Origin of the sequence: Pseudoxanthomonas sp. SGT-18 (genome assembly GCF_003931645.1) — a bacterium.
GTDB lineage: Bacteria > Pseudomonadota > Gammaproteobacteria > Xanthomonadales > Xanthomonadaceae > Pseudoxanthomonas.
The window spans coordinates 98,491-115,971 of sequence record NZ_RRYJ01000012.1; the positions used below are offsets into that span (position 1 = coordinate 98,491).

Genomic DNA, 17,481 nt, shown 5'->3' on the forward strand with positions numbered 1-17,481 from the left:
TGCCCCGGCGCGAGTTGCCGGAAGTCACTTTGTGGCCGAGCCTGCCGCCGGTGCGACGGAACCGGCCTGCGGCGGGATGGACGGCGCAGGGCAAGCTTGGGCGCCGCGGCGGCCGCGTCCCAGTGACGGCTGTCATCCGTCTTCGGTGGCAGCCATGCATGGGCCGGCACCCGCGCGCGCGGGAGACTGCGCGGGCCGCGGCGGGCGTACCATCGCTCCGCACGGCCCGTGGCGCAGCCGAGGAGAAGCCGATGTCAGCACCCGTCCCCCGCACCACCGAACGCCTCCGGGCCTGGCTGCGCCCGGCGCCGGATTCGATCGCCGGCTGCGCGGTGCGCCGCGGCCGCCCGCTGTGGACCGAGTTCGTGCACCTGCTGTGGACGATGTGGGTGTTCATCGTCCCGGTGTTCACCCCGCAGGGCTACAACCCGCTCTGGTGGGCGCTGACCCTGGTTTCCTACCCGCTGTTCGTGGCCCTGTACGTGCGCGTGCTGCTGGCGCCGCGGCGGCGCGTGCGCCTGCCGGCGCTGGGCATGATGGCGCTGTGCCTGGTGCTGCTGCGCTGGTACCCGTCGGGCATGAGCTACTTCATCTTCGGCTGCATCTTCCTGGGCTTCGGCCCGTGGCGCAGCTGGTGGGGCTATCCGCTGGCGCTGCTGGCGCTGAACGTGCTGTTCGTGCTGGCGGCGCGCGCGTTCGGCTATCCGTGGACCTCGATGGTGTGGATGCCGGTGACCACCCTGGCGGTGGGCGTGGTGGTGCAGTCGCAGCGGGTGCTGGAGCGCAAGGACCAGGCGCTGGAGCTGTCGCAGGAGGAAGTGCGGCGGCTGGCCGCCACCGCCGAGCGCGAGCGCATCGGCCGCGACCTGCACGACCTGCTCGGCCACACCCTGTCGCTGGTGGCGCTGAAGGCCGACCTGGCCGGCAAGCTGCTGCCGCGCGACCCGCAGGCGGCGCAGCGCGAGATCGGCGAGCTGGCGGGGATCGCGCGCGAGGCCCTGGCCCAGGTGCGGCGCGCGGTCAGCGGCATCCGCAGCGCCGAGTTCGCCGCCGAGCTGGCGGCCGCGCGCCTGCTGCTGGGTGGCGAGCGCATCGACCTGCAGGTGCACCGCAACGACGCCTCGGCGCTGGCGCCGGAACTGGAGACGGTACTGGCGCTGTGCCTGCGCGAAGCGGTGACCAACGTCCACCGCCACGCGCGTGCGCGCCAGGTGGGCGTGTCGCTGGCGGCCGAGGGCGGGCGCTGCCGGCTGCTGGTGGAGGATGATGGCCGCGGCGGCGCGATCCGCCCCGGCAACGGCCTGGCCGGCATGCGCGAGCGCGTGCATGCGCTGGGCGGACGGGTGCGCTGGGAACCGGCGCAGCCGCGCGGCACCCGGCTGGTGGTCGAGGTGCCGCTGCGCGAGGCGGTGGCGCCGCAGGCGGTCGATGCGCCCGCCGCGGCCGGGGCTGCCGGTGCGCAGCGCGGCTCTGGTAACTTCGACGGCATGTCCGCCTCGCCGCATGCCCCGTGATCCGAGTCCTGCTGGCCGAAGACCAGGCCATGGTGCGCGGCGCGCTGGCCGCGCTGCTGTCGATGGAATCCGACATCGAGGTCGCCGGCGCGGTGGCCGACGGCGAGGCTGCCTGGCGCGAGCTGCAGCGCCTGCAGCCTGACGTGCTGGTCACCGACATCGAGATGCCCGGCCTCGGCGGCCTCGACCTGGCCGCGCGCATCGCCCGCCACGAACTGCCGGTGAAGGTGGTGATCGTGACCACCTTCGCCCGCGCCGGCTTCCTGCGCCGCGCGCTGGATGCCGGGGTGCGCGGCTACCTGCTCAAGGACGCCCCGGCCGAGCGCCTGGCCGAGGCACTGCGCACCGTGCACCGCGGCGGCCGCGCGATCGACCCGGAGCTGGCGATGGAGGCCTGGACCGAGGCCGACCCGCTCAACGACCGCGAGCGCCAGGTGCTGCGCCTGGCCGGCGAGGGCCTGTCCTCGGCCGAGATCGCCGCCCGCCTCAACCTGTCCCAGGGCACGGTGCGCAACTACCTGTCCGAGGCGATCGGCAAGCTGGGCGCGGCCAACCGCATTGAGGCCCACCGCCTGGCGCGGCAGAAGGGCTGGCTGTAGCACTCAGCGCAGCAGGACGACCAGCGCCACCAGCAGCGCCAGGCCCAGCACCACCCACGACGCCAGCCGTGCGTCGCGCGCCCGCCGCCGGGTGCGCCGCACGTGCGCGGCCAGCGCCCGGCGGAAGTGCAGCTCGGCCGCCTCGCTGGGCGCCTGCGGCGCGGGCCTGGCCACCGTGGCCGGCAGCGGCGCCTGCTCCCCGACCGCCTGCAGCTCGGCGATGATGCGTTCGCGCTCGCTGTCCAGCCCGCGCGCCTCGATGAAGGCCTCGACCGCGGTGCGGTCCATGTGGCGGGTCCAGGCCTCCAGGAACGGCGCCGGGTCGCGCCGGCGCAGCGCCAGCGCGGTGTGGTGGATCACCCCGGCCTCCTCGTCCAGCGCGTTGAGGTCGAGCATCAGCGTGCCGATGGGCTCGTCGCGCAGCCGGCGCCGGATCCAGCGCAGCAGCGGGGTGGCGTGTTCCAGGTAACGGCCGGGGTTGCGCACGCACAGCGCCAGGGTGTGCATGCTGCCATGGCGGTGGCGCACGCTTTGCAGCTCGATGCCGATCACGTCGCACCAGGGGATGCGTCCGTACGCGGCCGAACTCACGCCATGCCGGTCCATGCGCAGCATCGGCCCGGGGCGGCGGAACGCCAGCAGCAGGTCCCAGGTGAGCGCGATCCCCAGCAGCGCGGCCAGGGTCAGCAGCGCGGCCAGCAGCCAGGCGCCGGCCTGCAGCAGCAACGCGGCGAGCAACAGCAGCACCCCCGAACCGGCGGCGAGCAGCAGCAGGTAACTGGTGCGCAGGTCGGCTTCCAGCGGCTGGCCGCCCCGGGTGCGCTGCAGCAGTGCCTGGCGCCGGCGCTGGCGGTGGCCGTGGATCATCCAGCACAGCCCCGCGAGCGCGGCCATGCCAAGCCAGGCCAGCACCGCATCGACCGCGGACAGGCCGCGTCCCGGCAGCGCCAGGCCCGGCCCGGCGATCCACGCCGCGCCCGACCACGCGCCCATCCCCAGCTTGCCGAGCATCCTGCCCTCCGTTGCCGTTCGGCGGCGGCGGTACCGGGCGGCCGGTCCAGGCCATTCCCACCGTCGACGCGGCGTGAGGATGGCATAGCCGGCGCGCGCGCTTCCGCCAACTGCGTCGGGATTCCGGCGAACGGTACAGGCGCGGTTGCAGGCGGCGTGGACCGGGCAAGCGAGCCGTACCGCGCCGCTGCGGTACGAAGGCCTGGCGAGGCGTGGCACCTCGCCTCGCGCCTTGCGGCAGCAGGGCCGTGGCGACGGCCCGGGCCGGGCCGCACTCCAGGCACGCGGTGTGCGGCCTTGTCCGGGCTGCGCGGGAACGCCATCCCGTATCGCCCCGGCAGGTGCCGGGGCGAGGGCGGCACTCAGCCCGCGCTGCGCGCCTTCAGCAGGGCGTAGGCCGAGCGCAGGCCCAGGGCCTCGCCGCCGGCCGGTCGGCCCGGGCGCGCGCTGTCGTTCCAGGCGTAGGTGTCCAGGTGCGCCCACGGCAGGCTCTCGGGCAGGAAGCGCTCCAGGTACAGCGCCGCGGTCACCGCGCCGGCCATGCGCGAGCCGGCATTGGCCAGGTCGGCCACGTTGCTGGCCAGGTAGCGCAGGTAGGGGCGCCACAGCGGCATGCGCCAGACCGGGTCGCGGGTATCCCGGCCGGCGGCCAGCCAGCCCTCGGCCAGGGCGTCGTCGTTGGCGAACAGCGCCGGCAGGTCCGGGCCCAGGGCGATGCGCGCCGCGCCGGTCAGGGTGGCGAAGTCCAGCACCAGCGCCGGCTGCTGCTCGGCGGCATAGGCCAGCGCGTCGCACAGGATCAGGCGGCCCTCGGCGTCGGTGTTGTCCACCTCCACGCTCACCCCCTTGCGGGTGGCAATGATCTCGCCCGGGCGCAGCGCGTTCGGGCCGACCGCGTTCTCCACTGCCGGCACCAGCACGGTCAGGCGCAGCGGCAGCCTGCGCGCCATCACCAGCCCGGCCAGGGCCAGCGCGTGCGCGGCGCCGCCCATGTCCTTCTTCATGTTGCGCATGCCGTCGGCCGGCTTCAGGTCCAGGCCGCCGGTGTCGAAGCACACGCCCTTGCCGACCAGGGCCGCGTGCGGATGCGCGGCATCGCCCCAGCGCAGCGCGATCAGGCGCGGGGCGCGGTGCGAGGCGCGGCCGACCGCGTGGATCGCCGGGAAGTTCTGTGCCAGCAGTTCCTCGCCGGCGACCACCTCCAGCTGCGCGCCGTGCGCCTGCGCCAGCTCGCGGGCGATGGCCTCCAGCTGCTCCGGGCCCATGTCCTCGGTCGGGGTGTTGACCCAGTCGCGCACGCGCACGCAGGCGGCCAGCACGTCCAGCGCCTCGGCGTCGGTGGATTCCAGCAGCAGCTGCGCCGGGGCGCGGCCGCCCTGCTTGTAGCGGGCGAAGCGGTAGCTGCCCAGGCCCCAGCCCAGCTGCAGCGCGGCCAGCTGGTCGGCCGGCAGTTCGCCCTGCGGCGCCCAGGCGCCCTCGGGCAGGGCCTGCGGACCGTGGGCGTAGGCATACGGATCCAGGCGGTCGCCCACGCCCAGCACCGCGCCGGCGATGCCATCGCTGCCCGGCAGCAGCACCGCGCTGCCGGGCGCGGCGTCGAAGGCCTGCGCCTTCAGCCACGCGGACACGGCGGCGGGCTGGGCGTCGCGCCAGGCGGCAAAGCCGGCGCGGTCGAGCAGGTACAGGGGAAGGGCAGGGGTGCCTGGGGTGGCGTAAGCGGGGTTCATGCGTAGGTTCCGGAAGTCGGCCGGCAGGCGTCGGCCAGGTGGGCGTCCAGCCAGTCGGCCAGCGCGGTCAGGGTGTCGAACTCCAGGTCCGGCTCCAGCTCCGGGTGCGACCAGGCCGCGCCGGTGCGGTTGATCCAGCAGGTGCGCAGGCCGGCGCGCGCGGCGCCGGCCACGTCCATCTCCACGTGGTCGCCCACGTGCAGCACCTCGCCGTGGCCGCAGCCCAGCCGCTGGCAGGCGGCGTGGAAGATGCTCGGGTGCGGCTTGGCGTAGCCGTGGTCGCGCGAGCCCAGCTGGAAGGCGAAGTGCTGCATCAGCCCGATCCGCTCCAGGTCGGCGTTGCCGTTGCTCACCGCCGCCACCGGCACGCGCGCGGAGATGCGCGCCAGGGCCCCGATCGCGTCGGGGTAGCACTCGACCTGGTTGCGGGCGGCGTAGAACACCTCGTAGGCCGGCTCCAGCAGGTCCATGGACGCGCCGCTGGCCTGCAGCGCCTCGGCGATGGTCAGCCGGCGCAGGGCGGAGAGGTCGTGGTGCAGGTGCGGGTTGTCGCGGAAGGAGCGCTCGCGCAGCTCGCGCATCGCCTCCACCGGGAACATCGCCGCGGTGGCCGGGCTGTGCTGGAGCATCCACTCGTGCAGGACCTGGTCGATGCGCGCGCCGATCGGGGCGAACGGCCACAGCGTGTCGTCGAGGTCGAGGGTGATGGCGCGGACGGTGAAGCTCACCGGGGCATTGTAGGCCCGGGGCCGCGGGCGTGGGCGGAACACTCCGTGAAAGGCGCTCTCCCCGGATGGGTAGCCAGACCGACGGTCATTCCAGCAGCCTGGCCCAGCCCTGCATGCCCTCGACCTGCTCCAGCACCAGCTTCACGCACACCAGCAGCGGCACCGCCAGCAGCAGGCCGACCAGGCCCCACAGCCAGCCGAACAGCATCAGCGCCAGGATCAGCACCAGCGGCGACAGCGCCATGCTGCGGCCGAGGATGATCGGGGTGACCAGCTGGCCCTCGATGGTGTGCAGCACCAGGTACAGCACCGCCGGGGTCACCGAGGCCAGGGTCTCGTCGAAGCGGATGAAGCCCACCAGCAGCATCGCGATCATGCCGATCAGCGGGCCCACGTACGGCGCGTAGTTGAGCAGCATCACCATCGTGCCCCACAGCAGCGCCTCCTGCAGCGGGAAGCGCAGCAGCACCAGGATGCCGGCGAACACCAGGCCCACCGTGGCGTTGATCAGGCTGATGGTCAGCACGTAGCGCGACACCTGGTGCTCGATCGACTGCAGGATCTCCACCGTGAACTTCTTCTGCTGCCGCCCCGGCAGCAGCGCGATCGCGTTCCGCTGCAGGTTCTCGCCGTAGACCATGAAGAAGAACGTCAGCAGGATCACCGCCAGCACCGAGGCCAGCAGGCGCGGGGTGCGGGTCAGCACCGCGTAGGGATCGTCGACCCGGGTGCGCACCACCTGCACCTTGCGGTTGGCCTCGCCGGCGGCGGCGCGGGCCATGTCCTCGGCGATGCGGTTGGCCTCGTGCATCGGCTTGGTCAGGTTCTGCAGCTCGCGGCCGATCTTGCGCGCCTCGCGCGGGGCCTGCTCGGCCCAGGCGGTGGCCGGCTCCACCAGCTGCACCGCCAGCAGGGTGGTGCCGGCCAGGCCGGCCAGCAGCACCAGCAGCGCGGCCAGGAAGCGCGGGATCCACAGCCGCCGCAGCAGCCGGATCAGCGGATTGCCGACCAGGGCGAAGAACATCGCCAGCAGGATCGGCAGGATCACCTCCTGCGCCGCCCACAGGGTGAAGCCCACTGCCAGGGTGGCCAGCACCACCAGCGAACCGGGCGCGCGCGGGCGCAGGTGCGGCAGGTGCGCGTCGATCGGCACCGGCACCGGCTCGGCGACGACCGGCGTATCGGGGGAGGGCGGATTGGAAGGCGGGGAAGACATGCGGCCTCGGGCGGCGGACGCCGGCGTGGCGTTGGGGGATGCGGGATGGCGCGGCTAGCGCTCGGAGACGTCGGTGGCCGCTTCGGCCGGGGCCGGTGCGCGCGGCGCGCCTGGCGGCGGGCCGGCGTAGGTATAGGTGGGCGCCGGCTGTGGCCGCGCCCCGGCCACCGCGTCGGCGGCGGCCGCCGCGGCCTGTGCCGGGGCGGCGCTGGCCGCGAACTCCGCGGTTGCCGCGCCCTCGGCCGCGGTCTCGGCCGCTTCCTCGGCGGTGGCCGAGGCAGCGGCGGCGCGGATCGAGGCCAGCATGGTCGAGGTGGTGCCCAGCAACTGCAGCCAGCGCGCCGCGCCAATCCGTGCCAGCGGCTCGGCGCGGCCGACCAGGAACCCGGCCACCAGGCCGGCAACCACGATCCGCGGCGGGGTCCAGCCCAGCCGCCAGTGCTCGCGCAGGTGGGTGCGGCTGTCCTCGGCGCGGTCCATGCAGCGCTGCACGCGCGCCTCGGCGCGCTCCACCCGCTGGCGCAGATGCTCGAACCTCATCGCGGCGCCTCCGGGGACGCGGGCGGCGGGGCCTGCGGCGGCTGCGGCGCAGGCGCGGGCTCGTCCTCGTCCTCCTGGAACAGGCCCATGCGGCTCAGCTGGCGACGGGTGGCGTGCAGGCCCATGTAGTCGAAGAAGCGCGCCGTGCGCCAGGCGGCCAGCGCGCATACGCCGATGTTGAACAGGGCAGCGATCGACAGCGCGCTGAGCCAGGACAGCCCCAGGCGCTGCATCAGCGCCACCGCCGCGGCAGTGGCCAGCAGCCAGGCCGAGGCCCCGAACACCACCGCCACGCCGGTCCAGGCCAGGGCCCGGCCCATGGCCGAGCGGGCCATGGCGATGTCGGCCGACAGCAGCGCGCGCAGGGCGCGCAGCGAATCGGCGGTGGCGCCCAGCGCCTCGCGCCCGGCGTCACCGACCTGGCGGATCGTCTCGTCCAGCGGCGGCGGCGCGCCAGCCTGCGGGCCGGCGTCCCCGGTGTGCTCCCCTTCGCCCACGGCCGTGCGTCAGCGGTCGCGGCGGCTCAGCGCGGCCACCAGCCAGCCGGCGGCGAAGGCCACGCCGAAGGAGGCCAGCGGGCGCTCGCGGATCAGTTCGGCGGCGCTGTCCAGCAGGTCGCGGCCCTTGTCGAGCAGGGCGTCCACCTGCTCGCGCGCGGCCTCGCCGCCCAGCTCGGCGGCGGCCAGCCCCGACAGCGCGGTATCGGCCAGCTCGGCCTTGACGTTGGCCTTGCCCAGGCGCAGCTCGTCGCCGGCGGCGGTGGCGGCGCCACGCAGCGCCTCGCCGGCGGCACCGGCGGCCGACTTCAGGTGGGCACCGGCCTCGCTGAGGTTTTCCTTGATGTTCTCGCTCGGGTTCGGGCTCATCTGCGTTCTCCTGGATGGGGATGCCGGGACGGCATGGGCGCGGCCATCTGACCACGCCCGCGGTGTAGGGTCCGTTACGGCTGGCGCTTACTGCAGCACCAGCCGCCCGCGCACGTTACCGCGCTCGATCAGCAGCACCAACTGCCGCGGCGTGTCGGCCAGGCTCGAGCGCAGCGAGGACAGGTCCGAGACCTGGCCGGCGCTGGTGGCGGTGATGATGTCGCCCGGGCGCAGGCCGTTGGCCTCGGCGCGGCTGCCGCTGGCCACCCGCTCCACCAGCACGCCCTGGCCGCGCGCCTGGCGCAGCGGCTCCGGCAGCTCGGCCAGGGTGGCGCCGGCCAGGCGCGGGTCGACCGCGTCACCGGCCAGGCTGCGCGGCTGCTCGCGCAGGGTCGCGCGCAGCTCCAGGGTGCGGCCGTCGCGCAGCACCCGCAGCGGCACCTGCGAGCCCACCGGCTGCAGGCCCTCGAAGTTGTGCAGCGCCATCGGGCTGGTGATGCGCTGGCCACCGGCCTCCACGATCACGTCGCCCGGGCGCAGGCCCGCGGCGGCGGCGCCGGAGTTGGCGTGCACCCGCGCCACCAGCGCGCCCTGCTGGTTCTCCGGCAGGCCCAGGCTGCGCGCCAGGCGCGCGTCCAGCGGCTGGGTGTCCACGCCCAGGGTGCCGCGGCGCACCTCGCCGGTGGTCACCAGCTGCTGCACCACGTCGCGCGCCAGGTTGGAGGGGATGGCCAGGCCCAGGCCGATGTTGCCGGCCATCGAGCCGCGCGGGTTGAGCGAGGCGGTGTTGATGCCAACCAGCTCGCCGCGCAGGTTGACCAGGGCGCCGCCGGAGTTGCCCGGGTTGATCGAGGCGTCGGTCTGGATGAAGTTCTGGTAGCCCAGGCCGCGGATGCCGCTGCGGCCCACCGCCGAGACGATGCCGGAGGTGACCGTCTGGCTCAGGCCGAACGGGTTGCCGATGGCGACCACGAAGTCGCCCACCTGCAGCTTGCTGCTGTCGCCCAGCGGCAGCTCGGTCAGCTTCTCGGCCGGGATCCGGATCAGGGCCACGTCGGTGTCCGCGTCCGAGCCGAGGAACTCGGCGGTGAAGGTGCGGCCGTCGGCCAGCGACACCGACACGTCGTCGGCGCCCTCGATCACGTGGTGGTTGGTCAGCACGTAGCCGCGGCCGGCGTCGATGATCACGCCCGAGCCCAGCGACTCGTCGATCCGCTCCTGCGGCACCTGCGGGAACATGCGCCGGAAGAACGGGTCGTCGAAGAACGGGTTGCGCACCCGCACCCGGGTCTTGGTGTGGATGCTGACCACCGCCGGCAGCACCCGCTGCAGCATCGGCGCCAGCGAGGGCAGCTGCTGCCCGTCCACCGCCACCGGCAGGGCGGCGGCCATGGGCACGCTGGCGGTCGGCGCCGGCGCGGCCGGCACCGGGGCGGGGCTGGCGTGGGCGCGGTTGTCCAGGGCTTCGCGCACGGCGGTGGCGGCAAAGCCCCCGAAGGCGGCGGCAGCGGTCAGGGCGATGAGCGTGGTCGCGCGGCGCATGCAGGTTCCTGGCTGGCGTGGATGGGAACGCCGCCACCATGGGGGCGGCAGGGCACGTCATCAAGCTGAACGAGTGTCGCCCCGGGGCGCTAAACCGGCGGTGAAACCCCTCTTGACCTGCGCATTCCATCTGTTCCGTACGCCCCCGCCCGGAAGCCCGCTCCCGCCGTTGCTGCGTTTGTCGGATCGCGGTTGACACTGCCCGCCGCCCGGGCTTAGCTTGGCCGCCTGTCGAGCCACTAGATATAGCGGTCGAACACAACGCTGGCCCCAGTGATTGGTGGTTTAGGTGAATAGCCAACACTGCGGGCCCAACGCCGGAGCGGCGAGCGGATGGGACAGGAAATTGCGTACGGAAGCGGCCGCGCAGGCCGCGACAAACCCGGCGCCTGACTCCGGCAGGCGGCGCGTCTTCGCGTCGCCACGGCGTGCCCTTCTCGTTCCCACCCCGGCCCCCAACTGGATTACGGTGCGGAAGGAGATCCCAACAGCATGAGTACGGTGCGCCTCGAAGTGGTCAATACGGACAAACCCGTCGCGGAGATCCCGCTGCAGCCGGCTTCCCAGGACATCTGGGACAAGAAGTACCGCCTGAAGACCAAGCAGGGGGTGCCGCTGGACGCCGATGTCGACGGCACCTACCAGCGCGTGGCCCGGGCCCTGGCCGATGCCGAGCAGACCGAAGAGAAGCGCACCTACTGGTACGAGCGTTTCCTGTGGGCGCTGCGCCGCGGCGCGATCCCGGCCGGCCGCATCACCTCCAACGCCGGCGCGCAGGAGCACAAGCCGGCCACCAGCACCATCAACTGCACCGTCTCCGGCACCATCGGCGACTCGATGGACGGCATCCTGCAGAAGGTCCACGAGGCCGGCCTGACCCTGAAGGCCGGCTGCGGCATCGGCTACGAGTTCTCGACCCTGCGCCCGCGCGGCGCGTTCGTGGCCGGCGCCGGCGCCTACACCTCCGGCCCGATGTCCTTCATGGATATCTTCGACAAGATGTGCTTCACCGTCTCGTCGGCCGGCGGCCGCCGCGGCGCGCAGATGGGCACCTTCGATGTCTCCCACCCGGACGTTAAGGACTTCATCCGCGCCAAGCGCGAGGACGGGCGCCTGCGCCAGTTCAACCTCTCGCTGCTGGTCACCGACGGCTTCATGCAGGCGGTGGAGAACGACGCCGACTGGCCGCTGGTGTTCCCGGTCAACCGCAAGGAAGAGGCCGACCTGGATCTCTCCAACCCCGAGCAGGTGGTCTGGCGCGACTGGCCGGCCCACGACGACGCCTACATCGTGCGCGACGACGGGATGGTCGCCTGCCGCGTCTACGGCCACATCAAGGCGCGGCACCTGTGGGACATGATCATGGTCTCGACGTACGACTACGCCGAGCCGGGCTTCATCCTGATCGACCGTGTCAACGAGATGAACAACAACTGGTGGTGCGAGAACATCCGCGCCACCAACCCCTGCGGCGAGCAGCCGCTGCCGCCGTACGGCGCCTGCCTGCTGGGCTCGGTCAACCTGACCAAGTTCGTGCGCGACCCCTTCACCGACAAGGCCTCCTTCGACTGGGAGGAGTACAAGGAAGTGGTGCGCGTGTTCACCCGCATGCTGGACAACGTGGTCGAGGTCAACGGCCTGCCGCTGGAGCAGCAGCGCCAGGAGATCCTGCGCAAGCGCCGCCACGGCATGGGCTTCCTGGGCCTGGGCTCGACCCTGACCATGCTCAAGATGAAGTACGGCTCGGCCGAGAGCCTGGAGTTCACCGAGCAGGTGGCCCGGGAGATGGCCGTGGCCGGCTGGGAAGTGGGCCTGTCGCTGGCCAAGGAGAAGGGCCCGGCCCCGATCATGGACGAGACCTTCACCGTGACCCCGCAGATGCTGCGCCAGCGCCCGGAGATGGCGAAGGACGGCTGGCGCGTGGGCCAGGAGATCGAAGGCAAGGTGCTGCACGCCCGCTACAGCCGCTACATGCAGCGCATCGCCACCGTGGCCCCGGACCTGGTGGACGAGCTGGCCGAGGTCGGCGCCCGCTTCACCCACCACAGCTCCATCGCCCCGACCGGCACCATCTCCCTGTCGCTGGCCAACAACGCCTCCAACGGCATCGAGCCCTCGTTCGCGCACCACTACAGCCGCAACGTGATCCGCGAGGGCAAGAAGAGCAAGGAGAAGGTGGACGTCTACAGCTACGAACTGCTGGCCTACCGCCACTTCGTCAACCCCAAGGCGATGCCGTTCTCCGACGACCCGGAGGCGAAGCTGCCGGACTACTTCATCTCCGCCGACGACATCTCGCCGAAGGAGCACGTGGACGTGCAGGCCGCCGCCCAGAAGTGGGTGGACAGCTCCATCTCCAAGACCGCCAACGTCCCCACCGACTACCCGTACGAGCAGTTCAAGGACATCTACCTGTACGCGTACAAGCAGGGCCTGAAGGGCTGCACCACGTTCCGCTTCAACCCGGCCGCCTTCCAGGGCGTGCTGGTCAAGGAAAAGGACCTGGAGAACACCCTGTACCGCTTCGAGCTGGAAGACGGCTCGGTGGTGGAGGTCAAGGGCAACGAGGAGATCGAGTACGACGGCGAGACCCACACCGCCGCCAACCTGTTCGACGCCCTCAAGGAAGGGTATTACGGCAAGTTCTGACCGGAGGGCGGCGCGGGCCCGCAAGCCCGCGGCCCGTCCCGAGGTCCCCGGCCGGGGCGCGCGCTTTCCGGGCGCCCGCCCCGGCTTCCTGCGGTAAACGGCGCCCGGAGCCAGTGAGAGTGTCCCGATGACCACATCCAGCGAGCCCAAGGAGGGCCCCATGAGCAACAGCAATGGTGTGACGGCGACCCTGACCGAGGACGCCGTCCATCCCGCCACCAGCAACGACACCGCGACCCCCGTCGCCGAGGCGCAGGCCGCCGGCGAGGCCCAGGCTCCGGAGGCGCTGACCGCCGCCGAAGCCCCGGCCGCGCCGGCGCCGGCCCCCGAAGCCGAGGCCGAACCCGCCGCCGAGCCGGTGGTCGCCAAGGTGAAGAAGGCCGCGGCCCGCACCCGCGCCAAGGTCGCCGGGAAGGCCGCCACCGTGGCGAAGAAGGCGAAGGAAAAGGCCGCCACGGTCGCGAAGAAGGCCAGCACCGCGGCCAGGAAGGCCACTGCCGCTGCGAAGAAGGCCAAGGCCACCGCCGACAAGGCCCGCGGCACGGCGAAGAAGGCGGCCAAGAAGGCCGTGGCCAAGGCCCGCACCAAACTGCAGACGGCCAAGGCCAACGCCGCCGCCGAGGCGAGCACCGCCCGCAGCCGCATCGCCGCGCGCGCTGCCACCCGCAAGACCGCCGCCAAGAAGGCCGCGGCCAAGAAGGTGGCCGTCGGCCGCAAGGTCGTCGTCGCGAAGAAGGCCGCCGCCGCCAAGAAGGCGGTGAAGAAGGCGGCCAAGGCCGCGAAGAAGGTGGCGAAGAAGCCCGCGGCGAAGAAGGCCGTCGCCAGGAAGACCGTCGCCAAGAAGACCGTTGCAAGGAAGGCGGTCGCGAAGAAGGCCGTCGCCCGCAAGACCGTGGCGAAGAAGGCCCCGGCCCGCAAGGCCGCCGCCCGCCGCACCCGCTGAAAACCCCTGCAAGGCTCCTCCCGCCCCGGCGGGAGGAGCCGCGGCCCCGCCGCCCCGTATCCATAACCAGAAGAACCGACCAGAAAGAGGATCCAGCCCCATGGCCGTGAAGATCGACAGGAAAATCAAGGGCTACGCCGTCGTCACCCCGGACGACAAGGCGCGCGAGACCGCCGCGCCGGCGCCCGTCGCCGATCGCGAAGCGGCCAGCAGCGAGGCCAAGGACAACGTCATCCAGATGCACGAGCGCATCGAGCGCCCGGACGTCCTGATCGGCAGCACCTACAAGATCAAGTCGCCGCTGGTGGAGCACGCCATGTACGTGACCATCAACGACATCGTGCTCAACGCCGGCACCGAGCACGAGCTGCGCCGCCCGTTCGAGGTGTTCATCAACTCCAAGTCGATGGACCACTTCCAGTGGATCGTCGCCCTGACCCGCATCATGTCCGCCGTGTTCCGCAAGGGCGGCGACGTGACCTTCCTGGTGGAGGAGATGAAGGCCGTGTTCGACCCGCGCGGCGGCTACTTCAAGGCCGGCGGCGTGTACATGCCCTCCCTGGTGGCCGAGATCGGCGCCGTGGTCGAGGAGCACATGAAGTCCATCGGCCTGATCCACGACCCGGAGATGAGCGCCCACCAGAAGGCCCTGATCGCCGAGAAGCGCAAGCAGTACGAAGAGCGCGCCAAGGGCGCCAGCGCCGCCGTCAACGGCACCGCCGCCGCCCGCGAGGAAGACGTCGCCGTGACCGGCGAAGGCACCAGCTTCCCGCCCAGCGCCACCATGTGCCACAAGTGCAGCACCAAGGCGCTGGTGATCATGGACGGCTGCGCGACGTGCTTGAACTGCGGGTATAGCAAGTGCGGGTGAGGGTTTGCGACATCGTTGAGTGAGACCAAGGGGCCAGTTGTTCAGAAGTGAACCTGGCCCTTTTCTTGGAGTCTCGCGAGGAGGTCCAGTGCGGGATCGTGTGATCTATATCGATGAATCAGGGGATGAAAACCTCAACATCGGCAGGGGCGCCTCCGAGTTCTACGTTCTAGCGGCAGTAATGGTTGCCGGAAATCATGCCGAGGCCTTCATCAATAAGGCATCTGAACTACGTTGTAGGTACTTCCAGAGAGGCGAGATTAAGTCCTCTAAGGTAGGCGGGAACCTGGAGCGCCGCTTGAAAATTCTTGCGTACGCGCAAGAGCACCTGCCTCCCTTCTCAGTTATCGCATACCGCGTTCGCAAGTCGCTTATCGGCTCTAGCAGCGGTCTGAGATTCCCGAAGTCCTTCATCAAATATTTCGCTGATGACTTTTGCAGATATCTGCCAGCGTCAGGGGTCAGCGAAGTCTATTTCGACGAGAAAGGAAGAAGGGAATTCAAAGTAAGCTTTGTCAGCTACCTGCATGCGCGTTTCAAGGAGGACGACCTGTTCCCTCGTAGGAAATTTGAGGTGCTCGATAGCGCGACTTCCTTAGGGATCCAGGTTGCTGACTTGTATGCTGGTTCAATAGCGAAACTTACCGATGAGAGCGACGTCGCAAGTCGAGATCGACTTTACGCCGTACTTAGCCAAGTGTGCTGTACCTGGGATTGGCCTAAACCTCTCCTCTGGGGTGCTGGAGGGGCATTAGATCCTGATGAGAAAATCGATTGCCTCATTAGGCAGGAGGCCCTGCAGCGCGCCATAAGATACATCGAAGCGCATCAGAACGGTCCAGAAGATCTCCTTCTTAGGTGTGAGTTCCTGAAGGCCCTAATAGAACACTCTATGGTTGCTGCGGGTGATTATCTTAGGGCGGATATCATTGAGGGAAAGCTTAATCGTGTGGCGGATAGGCCCCTCGGCGCGCAGGCGCTAAGAAGCAAAATTGTTGGTCCGCTTCGCGACGATGGTGTACTTGTTAGCAGTAAAGCATCTGGTCCCGGTCCGGGTTACAAGCTTCCTGCATCAATGAGGGATGTGGAGAGCTACATAGAATTAACTGATGCGCAAGTAGTGCCTGCTCTAAGGCGTGTTAAGAGTGCAGCGCAGATTGTTAGAGCGGCAACTTATGGCGAAACAAACCTTCTGGCGCAGGATAGATTCAAGTGCATCCGAAGTCTAACGGACTTAATCTAGCGAGTTTAGACTGGTCCAAACGATGCTTGGTTTGGCCGGCTGGTTACGTGCCAATACAGAGGGCTGGAGGAATAAAAAAAATGAGCATGGCACTGATCAGTCAAATTGCAGCAGCTATCGCTGCGATTCTCGGGATGATCAAGTTATGGAGAACTCTGACAGAGAAGCAGCATCGAGTTGCCATGAGTGTCAGCATAACTCACGATCCCGCGCCGCCAGTTTCGTATTATCTAAACGAGGTCGTCGGGGAAAATTTATCGCATTCGGTACTGATGGCCGCTAGCGGCATTCTGGATCGTTTGGTGGACGCCGATGGCGTGAGGTTCCGAGACAAGTGCGATGAGTTTGCTAGTGCACTTCTTAAGCGGATTCCCATGGATGCCAGGACTGATCGCATCAGTCGCCTCATCCGCGTAACGCTAGAAAATAAGGGAAAGAGGACAGCTAAGTCCGTTACTGTAGATTTCGACTTTGATCCATTGTTCTACCGTGCTAGTACCGAGGAGGCGAGAAAAGATCGTAGGTCTGTTCGGCTGGCTGAGTTGAGGCCGGGGCAGAAGGTGACAATTGAGTTTTGGGTGGGTCCTTTCGTTTTGGTAGACAGTGTGCGTGCCACCCATGAAGATCATGCGATAGGTGGAGTGAAATCGTATACTGCGTTCGGGTGGCGTGCTGTTGCCGCAGAATATATGCTTGGCCTCTTTGTTCTAATCATTGCCGTCCTGGTGATCGGGTTAGTTATTAGTCTCGCAAAAAGCATAAGTATTTCTTGATAATTTACTGATGGGGCGCGTAAGGTGCAGTTTTAGCCTTGGTTAGGGCGGTAATATCAGAGGACAAGTCCATTTTTTTCTGGTGGCGGCGGCCGAAGGATGCTCCAGAACGAAAGTGCTGGCTGTACTGGTTACAATCTCGAGATCGCGGCCGTCGGGGCAAATGCCGATCGAGTCATTGAAGCGGATTTTCGTCACGGCGCTGCTGCTGATGGTCGTCGCCATGGGGCTGTGCCGTTATCGGTTGCAATAAATCGGCGGGGGTGAAGAATGGAAAGTGATCCAATACGGGTGCTTTTCGACAACTCTCTCTATCGCTTCTGTCAGCTGGATGATTTCGTTGTCCCGCCCCCGGAGATCGTTGACGGACGGGTGCGGCAAAGCAATCGGCACGCTCAACTCAGGTTGAGGCGTCCGAGGGCAGGGGAGGAGTGGAAGTTCGAGCAGATTCCGTTCCTCAAGCGCATCAGCGGCCACGCTCGCGCCGGGCGTGTGAAGCCGGCAATAAGTGAAGAGCTTCTTCTAGAGCATTGGAGCAGCTCTGAGTCGATGAGGACTGGCAGTCCAGACGGTGAGTTGTTCAATGGTGTTGAGTTCGAACACCTGCCTTCTGCTGTCGAACGATCGCGATACCAAGGTCTGCCGTTGGAAGAGTTCTCTGACAAGAAGGTCCGCTTGGAATTCTTTGAGATGCTTAGGCAGTGGGCGCACATGAGCGAAGAGAGGATTGCACTCCTGACCGAGCGATTTCGATTGCCCGAGTTTGAGGTGGAGGGGTTGCGGCACCTCAGTCGATTCTGCGAGTTGTGTGGCAGCCTTCCTCCCCGTGACGACAAGATCATTGATGTTTTCCATCTCTGGACTGCAGAGCGATCAGACGTTCGCTACTTCCTTACTTTTGACAGAAAGTTCATCAACTACATGACTGCCACGTCACGTGTGCGCCTGCATTGCCGGCCGATTCTCCCCTTGGATCTTTGCACGATCCTGGATCACAAGTTTGGTGCGGCTGAGTGACGGTCGAGCGGGGTGGCGGGAAGTGCGGTGGCGCGGTGCGCCGTCGATGCGCTGCAGTATGAGTCGCACGTTGTTGTGCCCCCGGCTTCCGCCTTCGATGGGTGCGGGCTAAAGCGGTAAGGTGCGCCTCCATCGTAAGCTTCCCCGATCCGCAGACACCCCATAAGTAGAACTTTCTGGCATGTTTTCCCCAGCCAGGAGGTTCCATGAAGAAGTCCCGTTTCACCGAGACCCAGATCGTT

Annotated in this window: 17 protein-coding genes; 8 read left to right on the forward strand and 9 right to left on the reverse strand. The window is 68.9% G+C overall.

Features of this window, described 5'->3' with window-relative positions; genetic code table 11:
* Window positions 1-251: 251 nt before the first annotated feature.
* The gene (locus tag EIM47_RS14605; RefSeq protein ID WP_125077322.1) at window positions 252-1,514 is read left to right on the forward strand and encodes a sensor histidine kinase; all 1,263 of its coding nucleotides are present in this window, start codon (window positions 252-254) and stop codon (window positions 1,512-1,514) included.
* Window positions 1,511-2,113 carry a response regulator transcription factor gene (locus tag EIM47_RS14610; RefSeq protein WP_019398837.1) on the forward strand — a complete coding sequence of 201 codons (603 nt, stop codon included), beginning with the start codon at window positions 1,511-1,513 and terminating at the stop codon, window positions 2,111-2,113. Before EIM47_RS14605 ends, EIM47_RS14610 begins: the two co-directional genes overlap by 4 nt.
* A 3-nt stretch (window positions 2,114-2,116) precedes the next feature.
* Here EIM47_RS14610 and EIM47_RS14615 read toward each other — a convergent pair whose 3' ends face one another.
* From EIM47_RS14615 to EIM47_RS14650, 8 genes are all read right to left on the reverse strand, one after another.
* Window positions 2,117-3,124 (reverse strand): hypothetical protein, encoded by a 1,008-nt coding sequence (locus EIM47_RS14615; RefSeq protein ID WP_125077323.1) that lies wholly within the window; start codon window positions 3,122-3,124, stop codon window positions 2,117-2,119.
* A gap of 362 nt (window positions 3,125-3,486) precedes the next feature.
* On the reverse strand, window positions 3,487-4,851 hold the full coding sequence (locus EIM47_RS14620; RefSeq protein ID WP_028915090.1) for a leucyl aminopeptidase family protein: 1,365 nt from the start codon (window positions 4,849-4,851) through the stop codon (window positions 3,487-3,489).
* Window positions 4,848-5,579 carry an HAD family hydrolase gene (locus EIM47_RS14625; RefSeq protein ID WP_019398834.1) on the reverse strand — a complete coding sequence of 244 codons (732 nt, stop codon included), beginning with the start codon at window positions 5,577-5,579 and terminating at the stop codon, window positions 4,848-4,850. Before EIM47_RS14625 ends, EIM47_RS14620 begins: the two co-directional genes overlap by 4 nt.
* 85 nt (window positions 5,580-5,664) lie before the next feature.
* Complete coding sequence (locus EIM47_RS14630) at window positions 5,665-6,795, reverse strand: AI-2E family transporter (protein ID WP_026010565.1); 1,131 nt, start codon at window positions 6,793-6,795, stop codon at window positions 5,665-5,667.
* Between the two features lie 54 nt (window positions 6,796-6,849).
* Window positions 6,850-7,335, reverse strand: a complete 486-nt coding sequence (locus tag EIM47_RS14635) for a protein sip-5 (RefSeq protein ID WP_125077324.1) — start codon at window positions 7,333-7,335, stop codon at window positions 6,850-6,852.
* Window positions 7,332-7,832, reverse strand: coding sequence for a phage holin family protein (locus EIM47_RS14640; protein WP_125077325.1), 501 nt, complete (start codon window positions 7,830-7,832; stop codon window positions 7,332-7,334). Before EIM47_RS14640 ends, EIM47_RS14635 begins: the two co-directional genes overlap by 4 nt.
* A 9-nt stretch (window positions 7,833-7,841) precedes the next feature.
* A complete protein-coding gene (locus tag EIM47_RS14645) occupies window positions 7,842-8,201 on the reverse strand; it encodes a hypothetical protein (RefSeq protein WP_019398035.1) in 360 nt (119 codons plus the stop codon).
* Window positions 8,202-8,288: 87 nt separating this feature from the next.
* Window positions 8,289-9,743, reverse strand: coding sequence for a Do family serine endopeptidase (locus EIM47_RS14650; RefSeq protein WP_125077326.1), 1,455 nt, complete (start codon window positions 9,741-9,743; stop codon window positions 8,289-8,291).
* A 492-nt stretch (window positions 9,744-10,235) separates the two neighbouring features.
* On the opposite strand from EIM47_RS14650, the gene EIM47_RS14655 reads away from it, so the two are divergent.
* The 5 genes from EIM47_RS14655 to EIM47_RS14675 all read left to right on the forward strand — a co-directional run bounded on the left by EIM47_RS14655 (window position 10,236) and on the right by EIM47_RS14675 (window position 16,222).
* Window positions 10,236-12,392: an adenosylcobalamin-dependent ribonucleoside-diphosphate reductase gene (locus EIM47_RS14655; protein ID WP_125077327.1), complete on the forward strand. Its 2,157-nt coding sequence runs from the start codon at window positions 10,236-10,238 to the stop codon at window positions 12,390-12,392.
* 160 nt (window positions 12,393-12,552) lie between these two features.
* Window positions 12,553-13,335 (forward strand): histone H1-like protein, encoded by a 783-nt coding sequence (locus EIM47_RS14660; protein WP_125077328.1) that lies wholly within the window; start codon window positions 12,553-12,555, stop codon window positions 13,333-13,335.
* A 100-nt stretch (window positions 13,336-13,435) separates the two neighbouring features.
* The gene (locus EIM47_RS14665; RefSeq protein ID WP_125077329.1) at window positions 13,436-14,206 is read left to right on the forward strand and encodes an NrdJb; all 771 of its coding nucleotides are present in this window, start codon (window positions 13,436-13,438) and stop codon (window positions 14,204-14,206) included.
* A gap of 100 nt (window positions 14,207-14,306) precedes the next feature.
* Window positions 14,307-15,449: a DUF3800 domain-containing protein gene (locus EIM47_RS14670; protein ID WP_164514625.1), complete on the forward strand. Its 1,143-nt coding sequence runs from the start codon at window positions 14,307-14,309 to the stop codon at window positions 15,447-15,449.
* Between the two features lie 80 nt (window positions 15,450-15,529).
* Window positions 15,530-16,222, forward strand: a complete 693-nt coding sequence (locus EIM47_RS14675) for a hypothetical protein (RefSeq protein WP_125077331.1) — start codon at window positions 15,530-15,532, stop codon at window positions 16,220-16,222.
* Window positions 16,223-16,264: 42 nt separating this feature from the next.
* Here EIM47_RS14675 and EIM47_RS14680 read toward each other — a convergent pair whose 3' ends face one another.
* Window positions 16,265-16,447 (reverse strand): hypothetical protein, encoded by a 183-nt coding sequence (locus EIM47_RS14680; protein ID WP_125077332.1) that lies wholly within the window; start codon window positions 16,445-16,447, stop codon window positions 16,265-16,267.
* Between the two features lie 66 nt (window positions 16,448-16,513).
* On the opposite strand from EIM47_RS14680, the gene EIM47_RS14685 reads away from it, so the two are divergent.
* Window positions 16,514-17,239: a hypothetical protein gene (locus EIM47_RS14685; protein WP_125077333.1), complete on the forward strand. Its 726-nt coding sequence runs from the start codon at window positions 16,514-16,516 to the stop codon at window positions 17,237-17,239.
* The last annotated feature ends 242 nt before the right edge of the window (window positions 17,240-17,481 follow it).